General features: G+C 70.7%; 17 protein-coding genes. 8 read left to right on the forward strand and 9 right to left on the reverse strand.

All coding sequences use genetic code 11. The features are described 5' to 3' along the window. Positions 1–441 (reverse strand): hypothetical protein, encoded by a 441-nt coding sequence (locus ACWDRB_RS02550; RefSeq protein WP_397365162.1) that lies wholly within the window; start codon positions 439–441, stop codon positions 1–3. A gap of 166 nt (positions 442–607) precedes the next feature. Here ACWDRB_RS02550 and ACWDRB_RS02555 point away from each other — a divergent pair, with 166 nt between their 5' ends. Both ACWDRB_RS02555 and ACWDRB_RS02560 read left to right on the forward strand, forming a co-directional pair. Beyond that, positions 608–802 carry a hypothetical protein gene (locus tag ACWDRB_RS02555; RefSeq protein WP_364239536.1) on the forward strand — a complete coding sequence of 65 codons (195 nt, stop codon included), beginning with the start codon at positions 608–610 and terminating at the stop codon, positions 800–802. Between the two features lie 6 nt (positions 803–808). Next, positions 809–1,618, forward strand: coding sequence for an MBL fold metallo-hydrolase (locus tag ACWDRB_RS02560; protein WP_449891561.1), 810 nt, complete (start codon positions 809–811; stop codon positions 1,616–1,618). Here ACWDRB_RS02560 and ligD read toward each other — a convergent pair. Both ligD and ACWDRB_RS02570 read right to left on the reverse strand, forming a co-directional pair. After that, positions 1,615–2,616 (reverse strand): non-homologous end-joining DNA ligase, encoded by a 1,002-nt coding sequence (gene ligD, locus ACWDRB_RS02565; protein WP_449891562.1) that lies wholly within the window; start codon positions 2,614–2,616, stop codon positions 1,615–1,617. The two genes, ACWDRB_RS02560 and ligD, sit on opposite strands and share 4 nt — an antisense overlap. A gap of 177 nt (positions 2,617–2,793) precedes the next feature. Then, positions 2,794–2,934 (reverse strand): hypothetical protein, encoded by a 141-nt coding sequence (locus tag ACWDRB_RS02570; RefSeq protein ID WP_350722739.1) that lies wholly within the window; start codon positions 2,932–2,934, stop codon positions 2,794–2,796. 106 nt (positions 2,935–3,040) lie between these two features. Between ACWDRB_RS02570 and msrB the strand changes: the two genes are divergently transcribed. Then, positions 3,041–3,442: a peptide-methionine (R)-S-oxide reductase MsrB gene (gene msrB / locus ACWDRB_RS02575; RefSeq protein WP_350722740.1), complete on the forward strand. Its 402-nt coding sequence runs from the start codon at positions 3,041–3,043 to the stop codon at positions 3,440–3,442. A gap of 154 nt (positions 3,443–3,596) precedes the next feature. Here msrB and ACWDRB_RS02580 read toward each other — a convergent pair whose 3' ends face one another. Further along, a complete protein-coding gene (locus ACWDRB_RS02580) occupies positions 3,597–4,340 on the reverse strand; it encodes a hypothetical protein (RefSeq protein WP_449891563.1) in 744 nt (247 codons plus the stop codon). A gap of 308 nt (positions 4,341–4,648) precedes the next feature. On the opposite strand from ACWDRB_RS02580, the gene ACWDRB_RS02585 reads away from it, so the two are divergent. Both ACWDRB_RS02585 and ACWDRB_RS02590 read left to right on the forward strand, forming a co-directional pair. Further along, a complete protein-coding gene (locus ACWDRB_RS02585; protein ID WP_449891564.1) occupies positions 4,649–5,404 on the forward strand; it encodes an SDR family NAD(P)-dependent oxidoreductase in 756 nt (251 codons plus the stop codon). Further along, the gene (locus ACWDRB_RS02590) at positions 5,404–6,282 is read left to right on the forward strand and encodes an ABC transporter substrate-binding protein (RefSeq protein ID WP_449891565.1); all 879 of its coding nucleotides are present in this window, start codon (positions 5,404–5,406) and stop codon (positions 6,280–6,282) included. The genes ACWDRB_RS02585 and ACWDRB_RS02590 overlap by 1 nt, the downstream gene beginning before the upstream one ends. On the opposite strand, the gene hemQ is transcribed toward ACWDRB_RS02590, so the two are convergent. Both hemQ and hemG read right to left on the reverse strand, forming a co-directional pair. Beyond that, positions 6,279–6,980, reverse strand: coding sequence for a hydrogen peroxide-dependent heme synthase (gene hemQ, locus ACWDRB_RS02595; protein ID WP_350722748.1), 702 nt, complete (start codon positions 6,978–6,980; stop codon positions 6,279–6,281). The two genes, ACWDRB_RS02590 and hemQ, sit on opposite strands and share 4 nt — an antisense overlap. Before the next feature lie 5 nt (positions 6,981–6,985). Next, positions 6,986–8,389: a protoporphyrinogen oxidase gene (gene hemG, locus ACWDRB_RS02600; RefSeq protein ID WP_449891566.1), complete on the reverse strand. Its 1,404-nt coding sequence runs from the start codon at positions 8,387–8,389 to the stop codon at positions 6,986–6,988. Positions 8,390–8,492: 103 nt separating this feature from the next. On the opposite strand from hemG, the gene ACWDRB_RS02605 reads away from it, so the two are divergent. After that, positions 8,493–9,446 carry a DUF4349 domain-containing protein gene (locus ACWDRB_RS02605; protein WP_449891567.1) on the forward strand — a complete coding sequence of 318 codons (954 nt, stop codon included), beginning with the start codon at positions 8,493–8,495 and terminating at the stop codon, positions 9,444–9,446. Between the two features lie 88 nt (positions 9,447–9,534). On the opposite strand, the gene katG is transcribed toward ACWDRB_RS02605, so the two are convergent. The 3 genes from katG to hemE all read right to left on the reverse strand — a co-directional run bounded on the left by katG (position 9,535) and on the right by hemE (position 13,343). Next, the gene (katG, locus tag ACWDRB_RS02610; protein WP_449891568.1) at positions 9,535–11,763 is read right to left on the reverse strand and encodes a catalase/peroxidase HPI; all 2,229 of its coding nucleotides are present in this window, start codon (positions 11,761–11,763) and stop codon (positions 9,535–9,537) included. Between the two features lie 29 nt (positions 11,764–11,792). Then, positions 11,793–12,215: a Fur family transcriptional regulator gene (locus tag ACWDRB_RS02615; protein WP_357730872.1), complete on the reverse strand. Its 423-nt coding sequence runs from the start codon at positions 12,213–12,215 to the stop codon at positions 11,793–11,795. A gap of 123 nt (positions 12,216–12,338) precedes the next feature. Further along, positions 12,339–13,343 carry a uroporphyrinogen decarboxylase gene (gene hemE, locus ACWDRB_RS02620; protein WP_449891771.1) on the reverse strand — a complete coding sequence of 335 codons (1,005 nt, stop codon included), beginning with the start codon at positions 13,341–13,343 and terminating at the stop codon, positions 12,339–12,341. Positions 13,344–13,965: 622 nt separating this feature from the next. On the opposite strand from hemE, the gene ACWDRB_RS02625 reads away from it, so the two are divergent. Beyond that, positions 13,966–14,562 (forward strand): DUF3000 domain-containing protein, encoded by a 597-nt coding sequence (locus ACWDRB_RS02625; RefSeq protein WP_350722757.1) that lies wholly within the window; start codon positions 13,966–13,968, stop codon positions 14,560–14,562. A 45-nt stretch (positions 14,563–14,607) separates the two neighbouring features. Next, positions 14,608–15,834 (forward strand): HRDC domain-containing protein, encoded by a 1,227-nt coding sequence (locus ACWDRB_RS02630; RefSeq protein ID WP_449891569.1) that lies wholly within the window; start codon positions 14,608–14,610, stop codon positions 15,832–15,834. Positions 15,835–15,992 lie beyond the last annotated feature (158 nt).

Consider the following 15,992-nt stretch of genomic DNA (forward strand, 5'->3'; position numbering starts at 1 on the left):
CTAGGCGACACCTCTGCGGCGTCGTACTGCGGCTCCGGCCAGCCCCGCGCCCGTCAGCAGCGCCACCCCGCCCAGCGCGAACGGCCACATCGGGTCGTCCGGGGCGAGCCCGCCGCCACCGGTCTCCGGGTGCCCCCTCGGCACCCGGTGCTCGTTCTCGGCCGCGGGCCGCCACGGCTGGGCGGACTCCTCCGGCCCCGGCCAGGATCGGCCGGGATCGGGCTCGGCGGAGGGCGGCGGGCTCGGCTCCTCAGGCTCGGGTTCGGGCTGCTCGTCGCAGAGCAGCGGCAGCGGAAGCAGGCAGGTGGGCAGATCGACCGGTAGGTCAACCGGCAGGTCGGGACCGGTGCGGGCGGACGCGTGGGACGGGCCCGCCGCCAAGGTCACTCCTCCGACCACGAAGACGGCCACCAGCGCCGCGAGATGTCGGGCTTTTGCCATGAGAGAAGGCTCCAGAATCGGTTGTCGCCCCCGATACACAAGAGAGCCTTGCGAATTATTAGATAACGAGTCAAGTAATGTGATCGAAGTGAAACCAGCCAGACACGGAGGGTTTAAGCACGTCCCAACGTGGCAGGAAATAACCCCATAAAGGGGGACAAATGCCATGAGCAATCCACAGCAGCCCGAGATTCGCAGATCAGGCAAATCGCCCACCGAGTTCAAGTCCACCCACCTCGTCTCCGACAAGCAGCGCGGCGCCAGGCGCGCCGACCATCCGCACTCCACGGACAAGGGCAACAAAGGGGGCGGCAAGGGCGGAGGCGTGCCTCCCGACCAGCGCTCGCCGTACCCGGGGTGAGCCGAGGTGAAAGGCAGCCTGCAGTTCATCGGCAACGCGACCACGCTGATCCGCTACAACGGCCTCACGCTGCTGACCGATCCCAACTTCCTGCACCGGGGCCAGCGGGCGTACCTGGGCTACGGCCTGTCCTCACGCCGCCTCACCGACCCGGCCCTGGAGATCGAGGACCTGCCGCCGCTCGACGGGGTGGTGCTGTCGCACCTGCACGGTGACCACTGGGACCGGGTCGCCCGCAGGAAACTGGACAAGGGCACGGTGATCGTCACGACGACCGCGGCGGCCCGCAGACTCCGGCTCCAGGGCTTCCGCCGCAGCGTGGGGCTGGAGGAATGGCACACGCACGAGCTACGCGGCCCGCACGGCACGGTCAGGATCACCGCGCTGCCCGCCAAGCACGCGCCGGGTCCGGCCGAGGCGCTGCTGCCGCCCGTCATCGGCACGATGCTGGAGTTCCGCAACCTGGACGAACGGCTGGAGCTGACCGTGCACATCAGCGGCGACACGCTGCTCGACCGCCGCCTGGACGCGATCCCGCGCCGCTTCCCCGACGTCGACCTGGCCATCGTGCACCTGGGCGGCGCCCGGCTGCTCGGCCTCCTGCTCGTCACGATGGACGGCGAGCAGGGCGCGTCGTGGTGCGACCTGATCAACCCGCACGCGGTCGTACCGGTGCACTACGACGACTACGCCGCCTTCAGCTCACCGCTGGAGGACTTCCGCCACCACATCGAGCAGAACGGCCTGGCCGACCGGGTGGTCTACATGCGGCGAGGCGAGATCCGCGAACTCGCCCCGCACCACCTCGTCCGCTAGTCGGCGTTCCGGGCCCGGCTCGGCTGCACGCGCATGGGCTCGCCCGGCATCTTCGGGTAGTTGGGCGGGTACGGCATGTCGCCCCGGTCGTCCTTGGCGTAGAGCTCCAGCAGCGGCTCGATCGAGTACGCCACGTCGTCGATGGCCGCGTGCACGTCGCCCACCTCGGCGAACCGGGCCGGCACCGTACGGATGTCGAAGTCACGCGGTTCGGCGTCGACCAGCTCGTCCCAGGTCAGCGGGGCCGAGACGGGGGCGTGCGGCTGGGCCCTGACGGAGTAGGCGCTGGCGATCGTACGGTCCCGGGCGTTCTGGTTGAAGTCGATGAACACCCGCTCCCCGCGCTCCTCCTTCCACCACGCCGTGGTCACCAGCCCCGGGTCCCGGTCCTCGACGGCCCTGGCCAGGGCGATGCCGGCGTGACGTACCTGGATGAAGTCCCAGTGCGGCTCGATGCGTACGGCGATGTGCACGCCGCGGTTGCCCGACGTCTTCACGAACCCGGTCATCCCCAGCTCCCCCAGCACCTCCCTGGTGAGCAGCGCGGCCTTGCGGGCGGCGTCGAAGTCCAGGCCCGGCTGCGGGTCCAGGTCGACGCGCAGCTCGTCGGGATGCTCGACGTCGGAGGCCCGCACCTGCCAGGGGTGGAAGTCGATGGTGCCGAGGTTCGCGCCGTAGGCGATGGCCGCCACCTCGGTGACCCGCAGCGACTGCGCCGTACGGCCGCTCGGGAACCGCACCGTCACCGACTGGAGCCAGTCGGGGTGCTTGGGTGGCATCCGCTTCTGATAGATCGCCTCGGTCTGTACGCCGTCGGGGTGGCGCTTGAGGTTGGTGGGCCGGTCCTTGAGCGCGCGCAGGGCACCCTCGCCGACGCTCACGTAGTACTCGACCAGCTCCCGCTTGGTGGCGCCGATCTCCGGGAAGTAGACCTTGTCGGGGTTGGTGACCTTGACGGTCCGCTCCCCCACCTGCAGCTCGATGTACGGCGATGCCATGCACCGAACATACTCTCCACTCGTGGAGGGCGCTCCCTCGCGTGCTCATGGCCTCCACTTCGCGGAGGCGGGCTCGGTCGCTTCGGTGCCGTTGCCTTCCCTCGCGTGCCATGGCCGAGGTGGGCCCGTCCCGGAGCCGCCTCGGTGGCGGGACCGAGGGCTCGACGGGACGAGCCGCTAGATCACCCGCCGCCGTTCCGGGCGCTGGCGCGCCACCCGGCCGGCCGTGGCGATCCCCAGCGGCTCCAGCACGGGCGTGGGCTGTGCCGCCTGGCGGGATCTGCGGATGATCTCACCCCTGACAGGAGGCGATGACACCCCCTTGCCTACAAAGACGCGAATTCACCCCAGAACAGATGCTTCAGCCTGCGAAGATCTCTTTTTGCCTGATCTCTCATCGCCTCCGATCTCGTACGCTGGACGCATGGAGAAGGTGGTCAAGAGCGAGGCCGAGTGGCGGGTCCAGCTCTCGCCTGAGGAGTTCCACGTCCTCAGGGAGGCCGGGACCGAGCGCCCGTTCACGGGCGAATACGTGGACACCAAGGCGGAGGGCGTCTACTCGTGCCGCGCGTGCGGGGCGGAGCTGTTCCGGTCGGACACGAAGTTCGAGTCGCACTGCGGGTGGCCGAGCTTCTTCGCGCCGGGCGACTCCGACGCGGTCCGGCTGATCGAGGATCACAGCCATGGAATGGTGCGTACGGAGGTGCGGTGCGCGCGGTGCGACTCGCATCTGGGGCACGTGTTCCACGGAGAGGGATATCCCACTCCGACCGACGATCGTTACTGCATCAACTCGATCTCCCTTAGGCTTGAACCCAAGGGGTGATCGGCCAGCGACAGCGCGTACTGATCACCTGCCTCGGGTAGGAGTTTTGTGTGCGCTTTGTCCATCTGCGCCATCGCTGGGTGACGATTGAGGCCATCGGGCGGGTCGTGACGCAACGGTGTGAGGTGTGCGCCAAGACCCGCGTCCGGGTCCGCTAGTCAGGGGCGGGGTGGGTGACGCGACAGCTGGTGTCGGACGGGCCGAGGATGTTGGCGAGCACGGGATTGCCGTTCTCGCCGAACTCGGCTTGTACGAACACGACCGGATGGGCCACGCCCCTCGCGCGCAGGTACGCCAGACCGCGCTCGCACAGCGTGATCGCCTGGGACGAGTTCCCCGCCGTTTCCGGTAGATCCGTGTAAATGCGCAAATATCCGCCGACCGTGCGGATGTCCTTGAGGCGTTTCAGCGCCTTGTCGTCCGGGCCCCAGTGCGTACGGAAATACTCGGCCGCCTGCTGATCGGTGTGCCGCGACGGGCCGTTCGCCTTGTACCCCTCCGCCTCGCCGGGGTCGGGACCGCCCGCCAGCAGGTCCTCCGCGTCGGTGGTGCCCGGCACCAGCCCCTGCTCGACCGTACCGGGAGAAACCGCACCCGGGCTCGGAGCGGCCTGGGACGGCGGCTCCGACTTCGGCAGCTCACGCGTCCTGACCTCCGCGCTCACCCCCGCGCTGGTGGTGCCGCCGCCCTTTCCCGGCAGTGCCGCGGAGCCGTTCTCCGGCTCCACCCGAGCCTGCGGCGCCGGTCGCGCCTGCTGGGACGAGGCGGCGGTCAGCGCCCCGCCGAAGGTCCCGTTCGCGCCGAGCACCGCGGCCACACCGCCGGCCAGCGCCACGGCCCCGACCGCTCCGACCGCCCACCGCCGGCCCAGACCGCGCCGCCGCGAGCGCGTCGCCACATGACGGCCTGCCCCGCGCCGCCGGCTCCCCCGTTTTCCCGATCCACCCATCACCCCGCCCTCCCCGCCACCGTGGGACGCCGCCCCGGACCCCGCCATGGAGCGTGCCTTGGAACGTGCCTTGGAACGTGCCACCGCAAGCTGCCCGTACGAACAGAGGATTTCCCTGATTGTGACAAAGCGGATAGATCAAGTCGCCTGGATCGCCAACTTCGGCCTCGCTCTTTCTGCCGTTATCCGGACGGCCCCGTGGGCAGCAAGGAAGAGCAGGGACAGTCCAGGCCGCAGGATGGGCAGGGGGTGGGCCCGTGGCTGAGGCAACCGGCAGGGTGGCGTTGGTGACGGGGGCCAGCAGCGGAATCGGCGCGGCCACCGCACGCCTTCTGGCCGCGCGAGGGATGCGCGTGGTGGTCAACTACCTCCGCAGCGCCAGGGCGGCCGAGGAGGTCGTGGCCGGCATCGAGGCCGCCGGCGGCCGGGCCATGGCCGCGCAGGCCGACGTACGCGAGGCGACGGCGGTCGGGCGCATGATCCGGCAGGTCGAGGCGGCGTGGGGCGGCATCGACGTGCTCGTGCACAACGCGCTCACCCCATATGTGATCAAGCATTTCCAGGACATGACATGGGAGGAGCTGGGCGGCAAGCTCGACGACGAGATGCGCGCGGCGTTCACGGTCACCAAGGCCGTCCTGCCCGCCATGACCGAACAGAGCTGGGGACGCATCATCTATCTCGGCACCGGCCTCAGCCGCCGGCCCCGGGAGGGCATGGTCGCGCTGGGCACGGCCAAGGCGGCACTGGCGCAGTTCGCCCGCTATCTCGCCCAGGAACTGGGCCCGCGAGGCATCACGGTCAACGTCGTCGAGCCCGGCCCGGTCGCGGACACCCGGATGGCGAACGTGCTCGACGAGGAGCTCGTACGGCGGCAGGTGGCCGCCACCCCGCTGGGCCGCCTGGCGCACCCGGGCGACGTCGCCCAAGTGGTCGCCTTCTACGCGAGCGAGGACAACGCCTTCATGACCGGCACCACGGCCGCGGTCAACGGCGGGATGGCCATGTACTGATGTACACGATCGATCTCGCCTACGTCGGGCGCGGCCTGCACGAGGAACTGGTCGCCTACATCGCCGACCAGCAGGGCTACTACGCCGACGAGGGCGTCCACGTCGCGCTGCGCGACGGCTGCTCCTGGGACGAGGAGCGGCTGCGCCACGTCGCCACCATCGGGCTCGGCCGGGCGCTGCTGTCCCGGCTGGCCGACGGCGTGCCCTGGGTCGCGCTCAACGTCAACACCCACCGCCCGCTGTTCTGGTTCCTCGCCCGCGCCGGTCTGACCTCCCTGGCCGATCTGGCCGGTCGGCGGGTCGCGGTGCACGCCCCGCAGACCGCACCGGGGTGCTTCGCCCGGATCGTGCTGCGCCGGGCCGGCCTCGACCCGGACCTCGACATCCGCGCCGTCGTCCGCCAGCCCGGCGACTACGGCATGGACCTGCGCCGGCTGCACGAGGGCAGGATCGACGCCGCCCTGGTCGGCAGCACCATGGCACCGGAGGCGGTGGCCGCCGAGAACGGCTGGCAGGTGCCGGCCTGGGTCGGCGACCACTTCCAGATCCCCACCGTCGGGGTGGCCGTCGATCCCACCCGCATCCCTCCGGACGACCCCGCGGTCCAGGCCGTCGTACGAGCCCATCGGCGCGCCCTGCGGGTGATCCACGACGAACCCGACACCGCGGTGCGGCACATCCGGACGTTCCTCGGCCGGCACACCGCGGACGAGGCCCGAGCCCACTACGAGACGTTCATCGCCCCGTATTTCACCACCGAGGGCCAAGCCGACCTCGCCGTCGGCGCCACCGCGATCACCGCGGTCGCCGCCGAACTCGGCATCCCCGCCACCGTCACCGCGGCCGAGTTCTACCGCACCGCGACCACCGCACCTTAGGGCAGGGCCGCGATCAGCTCCCGCACCGGCTTGCGGGCGCCCGTGTAGAACGGGATCTCCACGCGCGTGTGGCGGCGGGCCTGGGCGCCCCGCAGCGTACGCATCAGGTCGACGATCCTGTGCAGCTCGTCGGCCTCGAACGCCAGCATCCACTCGTAGTCGTTGAGCGAGAAGCACGCCACCGTGTTGGCCCGCACGTCGGGATAGTCGCGCGCCATCCTGCCGTGCTCGGCCAGCATGGCCCGGCGCTCGGAGTCCTCGAGCAGATACCACTCGTACGACCGCACGAACGGATAGACGCTCACGTAGGCCCGCGGCTCCTCCTCCGCCAGGAAGGCCGGGATGTGCGACTTGTTGAACTCGGCCGGCCGGTGCAGCGCCATGGCCGACCAGACGGGCCTGCTGTGGCGGCCCAGCTCGGTGCGCCGGAACCTGGAGTAGACGTCCTGCAGGTCCTCGGCGGTGGGCGCGTGCCACCAGAACATGAAGTCGGCGTCGGCCCGCAGCCCGGCCACGTCGTAGACCCCCCTGGTCACGACGCCCTTGCCGGCGGCCTGGTCCAGCAGCTCCTCGACCTCACCCGCCAGGCCCTCGCGGTCGGCGGGACACGGCTCGGTGACCTGGAAGACCGACCACATCGTGTAACGGATCACCTGGTTGAGATCGCGGGCCTTGGGCCGCGGGGCTGCCTCTGTCATAGCCTCTATTGTCCTCTCGGGGACAGGTGGTCCAGAATCCGGGCCGCGGCCGTACGCGCCGTGCTGATGCAGGCCGGGATGCCGATCCCGTCGTACGCGGCGCCGCAGACGGCCAGCCCGGGCTGCACGGCCACCGCCGCGCGCACCCTGGCCACCCGGTCGAGGTGACCCACGTTGTACTGCGGCAGCGCGCCGCCCCAGCGCGTGACCCGGGTGTCCAGCGGCAGCCCGCTGGTGCCCATCACGTCGGCCATCTCGGCGGCGGCCAGCGACACCAGCTCGGTGTCGTCCCGCTGGAGCAGGTGCTCCTCGCCGACCCTGCCGATCGAGCAGCGCAGGATCACCATGTCCTTGACCAGGTGCGGCCACTTGACCGAGCTGAATGTGACCGCCTTGACCGCCCGTCCCTCCACGGGCGGCACCAGGTAGCCGCTGGAGGCGGGCGGCTCGGGGAAGGCGTCGATCGGGTACGCGAGCGTGACGATGGCCATGCTGGCGTACTCGATCCTGGCCAGCTCGCTCGCCGCCTTGGGCACCTCGGCCTTGAGCAGCCGGGAGGCCGCGGGCCCCGGCGTGGCCACGATCACCGCGTCCGCCTCGATGACCTCGGGCCTCGGGACCGGGCCGGTGACGAGCTGCCAGCCGTCGCCGGTCCTGCGCAGCTCGCGTACGGTGACGCCGGTCCTGATGTCCGCGCCCGACGCCTTGGCGACCGCCTCCGCGAGGCTGCCGACGCCGTTCTTGAGGGTCGTGAAGACCGGCCCCGCGTCCTTCGGCGCCTCCTCGACGAGCTGCCTGGCCCCGGTCAGCAGCGAGCGCTCGGAGCGCGCCACCGCCGCCACGCGCGGCATCGTGGCCTCCAGCGACAACATGTCGGACCGGCCCGCGTAGACGCCGCCGAGCAGCGGCTCGACCAGCCGCTCCACGACCTCGGCGCCCATCCTGGCCCGGATGTACGCGGCCACGGACACGTCGGTGCGGACGAGCGTCGCCGGCAGGATCTGGTCGAGCGGCACGCGCAGCAGGCCGCCGGGCGAGACGATGCCGGACTTGGCCAGCTCGGTCAGGTCGGCGGGCACGCCCATGACCTGGCCCTTCGGCATCGGCCGCAGCGTGCCCCTGCTGTAGATGGCCGAGCCGGCGGTGCCGGGGAAGACCAGGTCGTCGCCGAGCCCCACCGCTCCGGCCAGCTCCTTGCCCTCGGGCCGCCTGGCCAGCATGGCCTCCGCGCCCGCGTCCACGCTCACCCCGGCGACCTCCGAGGCGTACAGCTTGCCGCCGATGCGCGAAGCGCCCTCCAGCACGGTCACCTTGACCCGCTTGCCCCCGCTCTGGCGGAGATACCACGCGGCGGCGAGACCGGAGATCCCCCCGCCGATGACGACCACGTGGGCCCGATTCCCTTCCACGCTTCCAGACGCTACCGCCTCAGCGCCTTGCCTCCCTAAACGCAGTGACCTTAACGTGATTCATCCCGTCAAACCGGGGCTATCTCGCGTCCGTCTTATGGGCATGAGGAGAATCCGGTACGGAATCGCACTCGCGACCGCCTGCTCAGCCCTGCTCCTGGCCGGCTGCGGCGGCGGCAGCCGCTCGAACATCCTCACCAGCGACGCGGGCGGCGAGGCGGCCGCACCGGCCGTGGCCTCCGCGGCGCCGGATCAGGCAGAACAGGACGTCGGCAAGCAGCCGAGACCCCAGCGCAAGGACGACGGCGGGCTGGTCTCGAACGTCAAGCTCACCCAGCAGGACCGCCAGGTCATCTACACCGGCAGCATGACCGTGCGGGCCAAGCAGGTCACCGCCGCCGTGCAGCAGGCCAAGCAGATCGTGACGTCGGCGGGCGGCTACCTGTCCAAGGAGGAGACCAGCTCGGCCAGTGACAGCGAGGACACGGCCATGCTGGAGTTCAAGGTCCCGCCGGACAAGTACGCCGAGGTGCTCGGCCGGCTCGGCAAGGACCTGGGCAAGCAGCTGTCCATGAACCAGGGCACCCAGGACGTCACCATGCAGATGGCCGACGTCAACAGCCGGCTCAAGTCGGCGCAGCAGTCGCTGGACTCGCTGCGTACGCTGCTGAAGAAGGCCGACACGATCGGGCAGGTCCTGCAGGTGGAGCGGGAGATCTCCACGCGCGAGGCGGATCTGGAGTCGCTGCAGGCGCAGCAGAAGGAGCTGACCACGCAGGTCGCCATGGCCACGCTGACGCTCCGGCTGGTCGGGCCGGTCACCGAGGTCCAGGATCCCGAGGAGGAGCCCGCGGGTTTCCTGGGCGGGCTGAAGGCGGGCTGGAAGGCGCTGGTGTCGTTCACGAAGATCGCGCTGACGGTGCTCGGCGCGCTGCTGCCGTGGCTGATCGCGTCGCTGCCCCTGATCGCGTTGGTGATCTACCTGGCGCGGCGCAATCGCGTCAGGCGTCCCACCGTCCCCACGCCCCCGCCGGGCCCCGGCCCCGAGGCGGCCTGACCGCCCAGAGGCCGGTGCTGAGGCCGGTTACTGGGGCCGGGTACGCCGTCCGGGCCGGCCCGTCGTGGGCCGGCCCGGACGTCGATCATCAGACCAGGTCGAACCGGTCTAGGTTCATGACCTTGTCCCACGCCGCGACGAAGTCCGTCACGAACTTCTCCTTCGCGTCGTCGCTCGCGTAGACCTCCGCGACCGCGCGCAGCTCGGAGTTGGACCCGAAGACGAGGTCGGCCCGGCTGCCGGTCCACTTGACCGCACCGGTGACGTCATCCTTGGCCTCGAACGTGTTCGCGTCCTCGGACGTCGCCGTCCACGTCGTGCCCAGGTCGAGCAGGTTGACGAAGAAGTCGTTGGTCAGCGCCCCGGGGGTCGCGGTGAGGACACCGAGCTGCGACTGCTGGTAGTTCGCACCCAGGACGCGCAGGCCGCCGACGAGGACCGTCAGCTCGGGAGCGCTCAGGGTAAGCAGGTTGGCCCGGTCGATGAGCAGGTACTCGGCCGGCAGCCGGTTGCCCTTCCCGAGGTAGTTGCGGAACCCGTCGGCGGCCGGCTCGAGCGCGGCGAACGACTCGACGTCGGTCTGCTCCTGCGCGGCGTCCACGCGGCCCGGCGTGAAGGGCACCTGGACGTCGAAGCCGGCGTCCTTGGCGGCCTTCTCCACGGCCGCGGCACCGGCCAGCACGATCACGTCGGCCAGCGAGACCTGCTTGCCGCCGGTCTGGGCGCCGTTGAACGCCTTCTGGATCCCCTCAAGGGTGCCCAGCACCGCCGCCAGCTGGTCGGGGTCGTTGGCCTCCCACCCGCTCTGCGGCTGCAGGCGGATGCGCGCGCCGTTGGCGCCGCCGCGCTTGTCGCTGCCGCGGAAGGACGCGGCCGACGCCCACGCGGTGGAGACGAGCTGCGACACCGACAGGCCCGAGGCCAGGACCTGGCCCTTGAGGGCGGCGATGTCGGCGGCGTCGACGAGCTCGTGCGTCACCGCGGGCAGCGGGTCCTGCCACAGCAGCGTCTCGGACGGGACCTCCGGGCCGAGGTAGCGCACGATCGGGCCCATGTCGCGGTGGGTCAGCTTGTACCACGCGCGGGCGAAGGCGTCTGCGAACTCGGCGGGGTTCTCCAGGAAGCGCCGCGAGATCGGCTCGTAGACCGGGTCGTACCGGAGCGACAGGTCGGTGGTCAGCATCGTCGGAGCGTGGCTCTTCGACGCGTCGTGGGCGTCGGGGACGGTGTCCGCGCCCGCGCCGTCCTTCGGCCGCCACTGGTTCGCGCCGGCGGGGCTCTGGAACAGCTCCCACTCGTAGCCGAACAGGATCTCGAAGAAGCTGTTGTCCCAGGTGATCGGGGTGTTCGTCCAGATGCCCTCGAGACCGCTGGTGATCGCGTCGCCACCCTTGCCGGTGCCGAAGCTGTTCTTCCAGCCGAGGCCCTGCGCCTCGATCGGGGCGGCCTCGGGGTCGGCGCCGACGTTGTCGGCCGGGCCGGCGCCGTGGGTCTTGCCGAAGGTGTGACCGCCGGCGATCAGGGCGACCGTCTCCTCGTCGTTCATCGCCATCCGGCGGAACGTCTCACGGATGTCGCGGGCCGCGGCCAGCGGGTCGGGGTTGCCGTTCGGGCCCTCCGGGTTGACGTAGATGAGGCCCATCTGGACCGCGCCCAGCGGGTTCTCCAGCTCGCGGTCGCCGGTGTAGCGCTCGTCGCCGAGCCAGGTGGTCTCGGGGCCCCAGTAGACGTCCTCGTCAGGCTCCCAGACGTCCGCGCGGCCGCCGGCGAAGCCGAAGGTCTCGAAGCCCATCGTCTCCAGGGCGACGTTGCCGGCGAGGATCATGAGGTCGGCCCACGAGAGCTTCTGGCCGTACTTCTTCTTGACCGGCCAGAGCAGGCGGCGGGCCTTGTCGAGGTTGCCGTTGTCGGGCCAGCTGTTGAGCGGGGCGAAGCGCTGCTGCCCGGCCCCGGCGCCGCCGCGGCCGTCGCTGATCCGGTACGTGCCCGCGCTGTGCCAGGCCATCCGGATGATGAACGGGCCGTAGTGACCGAAGTCGGCCGGCCACCAGTCCTGCGAGGTCGTCAGCGCCTCCGCGATGTCCCGCTTGACGGCCGGGAGGTCCAGGCTCTTGAACGCCTCGGCGTAGTCGAACTCCTGGCCGAGGGGGTTGGTCTCGGCGGGGTTCTTGGCGAGGATCCTCAGGTTGAGCCGCTCCGGCCACCACTGGCGGTTTCCGCCACCCTGAGTCGGATGCGGGGCGCGCTGGTGCGCGACCGGGCAGCCTGCGCTTTCCGCCTTCGCGTCAGTGACGATTGCATCATGGTTCTCAGACATGGGAATCCTTCCGGACTAGATCACGGTGCTCAGGAACTGCGGGCGGTGGAACATGCGGGGCACAGGCCCCAGTAGATGACCTCGGCCTCGTCGATCGTGAAGCCGTGGGCGTCGGACGCGGTCAGGCAGGGCACCTCGCCCACCGCGCAGTCGACGTCGGCGACGACACCGCACGAGCGGCACACGACGTGGTGGTGGTTGTCGCCGATGCGTCCCTCGAACCGGGCCGGGCTGCCGGCCGGTTCGATGCGACGTACGAGCCCCGCTGCGGTGAGCGCGTGCAGGGCCTCGTACACGGCTTGAAGGGAGACATGGCCGACACGGTCGCGCACCCCGGAGGCGATCGCCTCGACATCGAGGTGATCGCCCTCCCGGACGGTCTCGAGCAGCGCGACGCGGGCGGCCGTCACTCTCAGGCCTACACCGCGCAGCTCCTCGGCGGTGGTCTTCATAAACACGAACTATACAAGATAATGAATGATCCAGGTCTAGTGACGCGCCGGGAAACATTTCGTGACATGCGAAAAGGCCTGCCCCGCGCGCTGCGGGACAGGCCTCGAATCTGCGGCCGGGTGTCAGCCGGTGACGCTCGCCTCGTGGACCAGGTCGGTGAGGCGCGTGAGCTGGTCGGGGTCGGTCGAGGGCAGCACGCCGTGCCCCAGGTTGAACACGTGCCCCTCGGCCGCCCGGCCCTGGCGCAGCACTTCGCGTGCCTTGCGCTCGACGACCTCCCAGGGTGCCAGGAGCACGGCCGGGTCGAGGTTGCCCTGGAGCGCTTTGCCGGGGCCGACCCGGCGGGCCGCCTCGTCGAGAGGCACCCGCCAGTCCACGCCCACCACGTCGGCCCCGGCCTCGCCGAGCACGCCGAGCAGCTCGCCCGTGCCGACGCCGAAGTGGATGCGCGGCACGTCCGTCACGCCCTCGAAGATCCGCCGCGTGTACGGCAGGACGAACTCCCGGTAGTCGGCCGGCGCCACCGCCCCCACCCAGGAGTCGAAGAGCTGCACCGCCGAGGCCCCCGCCGCGATCTGGATGCGCAGGTGCTCGAGGACGATCGTGGACAGCCGCTCCATGAGCGCGTGCCACAGCTTCGGCTCGCCGTACATCATGGCCTTGGTGTGGTCGTGGTTCTTGGACGGGCCGCCCTCGATCAGGTAGGAGCCGAGCGTGAACGGCGCCCCGGCGAAGCCGATCAGCGGCGTGCCGCCCAGCTCGCCCGTCAGCGCGCGGATGGCCTCGGTGACGTACGGCACGTCGTCCGGCTCCAGCGGGCGCAGCGCGTCGACGCCCTTGGCGTCGCGGATCGGGTCGGCCACGACGGGGCCGACGCCCGGCTTGATGTCGAGGTCGACGCCGATGGCCTTGAGCGGGACGACGATGTCGCTGAAGAAGACGGCCGCGTCCACGCCGTAGCGGCGCACGGGCTGCATGGTGATCTCGACGATCAGATCGGGCCTCGCGCAGGCGGTGAGCATCGGCACGCCCCCGCGGACCTTGTGGTATTCCGGCAGCGCCCGCCCGGCCTGGCGCATGTACCAGACCGGGGTGTGCGGGACGGGCTGGCGGCGGCAGGCACGCAGGAACGCTGAGTCGGCGAGGTTCACCCCACAAGGGTGCCATGGCAGGGCGGCGGTCCCGACACTGGCGCGAGGTGTCGGAAAAACATCGATCGAACACCCCAAGTCATGATCAGATAGCCAGATGAAGGTTTACCGGTCTGCTCGGCATCGGCATCGCACGAGGGTCGAACACACCCCATGCCCGGCCAGAGTGCCGGTCTCGACTGGGCCAAATGTTCACCAACCCCCCGCGCGGCATCGATTCAGAGACCACTTTCGGGACACGCCGAGCGCGTTGCGGGGAAATGTCAGCGGCTCGTGCCAACGTCGGAGCCACGACCCGAAGAAAGGCCCCGGTTCGATGACTCGTGCGACTACCGCGTTGTGGACTTCCCCAGAGCGCCGCAATGAGCGCTGCCTGTCCTGTGCCGGCGAGCGGCTGTTCGAGCAGCCGCCGTGCCTCGACGGGCACGAGCCCGGCCACTGCCCGGAGTGGGCCTGCGTCGAGTGCGGTCACGCGATCGTCATCGGCACCGCCGAGTCCGTCCGACAGGTTCGCCAGCTGGTTACGGCAGCGGCTTGATCACGAAGGATGAGCACCCCTGTGGTCCCCTTCCGTCCGACTTCGACCTACGCTTCCGCTATGACACTCAGTGACCAGCCTCCTCCGCCCGCGGCGTTCACGCGCGCGGCGGAGAGCATGCGGTTGACCGAGGTCAGGCCGGAGATCGAGCTGGAGGAACTGCCCGCTCCGCAGCGGCTGGCCCCCTACTCGTCGGCCATCGGCGCGTCGGTCTACCGCGACGACGAAGAGCTCGCGGTGGGCAGGCTGATCCTGCTCTACGACCCTGACGGCCAGCGCGGGTGGGAGGGCCCGTTCCGGCTGGTGGCCTACGTCAGGGCCGACATGGAGCCGGAGATCACCTCCGACCCGCTGCTCGGGCCGGTCGTCTGGAGCTGGCTGACGGAAGCTCTGGAGGCCCACCAAGCCGACTACTCCGCCGCTGGCGGTACCGTGACAAGAGCCGTGTCAGAGGGGTTCGGCAACAAAGCCGAAGACCCGGTCACGACCGAGCTCGAGCTACGGGCGTCCTGGTCACCCGCGCAGGAGGATCTCTCCGGCCACGTCGCCGCCTGGTGCGACCTCATGTGCCTGGCGGCGGGGATCCCGCCGCTCCCGCCCGACGTGGCCGCCCTTCCCCGCCGCCGTGATGATCCGGAGAGTGACCGTACGAAGTGAGGGCACCAGTCAAGACAGCACAAGCGTCATGAGGTCGGTGAACTCGTGACAGAAGAACGTACCGTCGTGCCGCTCCTGGAGCCGCGCGAGGGCATTCCAGCGGTCATCGCGGACGCCGACGCGCTGACTGAAATCGTTTCGCGTTTCGCGGCGGGCAAGGGTCCCGTGGCGGTCGACGCCGAACGCGCCTCGGGCTATCGGTACGGCAACCGCGCCTACCTCGTACAGCTGCGCCGGGCCGGGGCCGGGACCGCGTTGATCGACCCGATCGCCTGCCCCGACCTGTCCGCGCTCGACGCGGCCGTGGCCGAGGCGGAGATCGTGCTGCACGCCGCCTCCCAGGACCTGCCGTGCCTGCTCGAGGTGGGGTTCAGGCCGCGGGAGATGTTCGACACGGAGCTGGCGGGGCGGCTGCTCGGCTACGAGCGGGTCGGACTCGGCACGATGGTCGAGACCGTGCTCGGGCTGCGCCTTGAGAAGGGACACTCGGCCGCCGACTGGTCCACCCGGCCGCTGCCGGAAGACTGGCTGCGGTACGCGGCCCTCGACGTGGAAGTGCTGGTCGAGCTCCGCGACGTGCTCCACCAGGAGCTGGCCGACAGCGGGAAGCTGGAGTGGGCGCGCGAGGAGTTCGCCGCCGTGCTCAACACGCCGCCGCCCGTGCCGCGGTCCGATCCCTGGCGGCGTACGTCGGGCATCCACAAGGTCCGGAACGTACGCGCGCTGGCGATCGTGCGGGAGTTGTGGACCATGCGCGACAGGATCGCCCGGGAGTCCGACCTGGCGCCGGGGCGGGTGTTGCCCGACGCGGCCATCGTCACCGCCGCGCTGGAGGGACCCCGTACCAAGAAGGCCTTGACCGAAATATCAGCATTCACCGGGCGTAGCGCACGCCGCCACATGGGCGACTGGCTCGCCGCCGTCACCCGGGCCCGCGGACTGCCGGACAACCAGCTCCCGCAGCCGAGCACCCCGGGCGACGGACCGCCACCGCCCAACCGCTGGGCCGACCGCGACCCGGCCGCCGCCAAACGCCTCGCCGCCGCGCGAGCGGTGGTGGCGGGGCTGGCCGAGCAGCACCACATGCCGACCGAGAACCTGCTCCAGCCGGACGCGGTCCGGCGGCTCACCTGGGAGCCGCCGGAGGAGATCACCGAGGAGACGGTGACGGAGCGGCTGCGCGAGCTCGGGGCCCGCGAGTGGCAGCTCTCCCTGACGGCCCAGCCCATCACCAAGGCCCTGGGCCGCCTCGAAACCCGCGGCGACCTCTAGCACCTCGCGCCTCACCGCGACGCGCCCCGACCCACCCGAACCCGGGAGGGTCGGGGCGCGTCGCACACCCGCGGCCTGGCCCGCGCACGGCCCCGCCAACGCATCTGCGCGCCGCAGAACGCCAACGCCACGACGCCGACACCCGCCTCGCGCCTGAA

This window comes from Nonomuraea sp. NPDC003707, assembly GCF_053587055.1.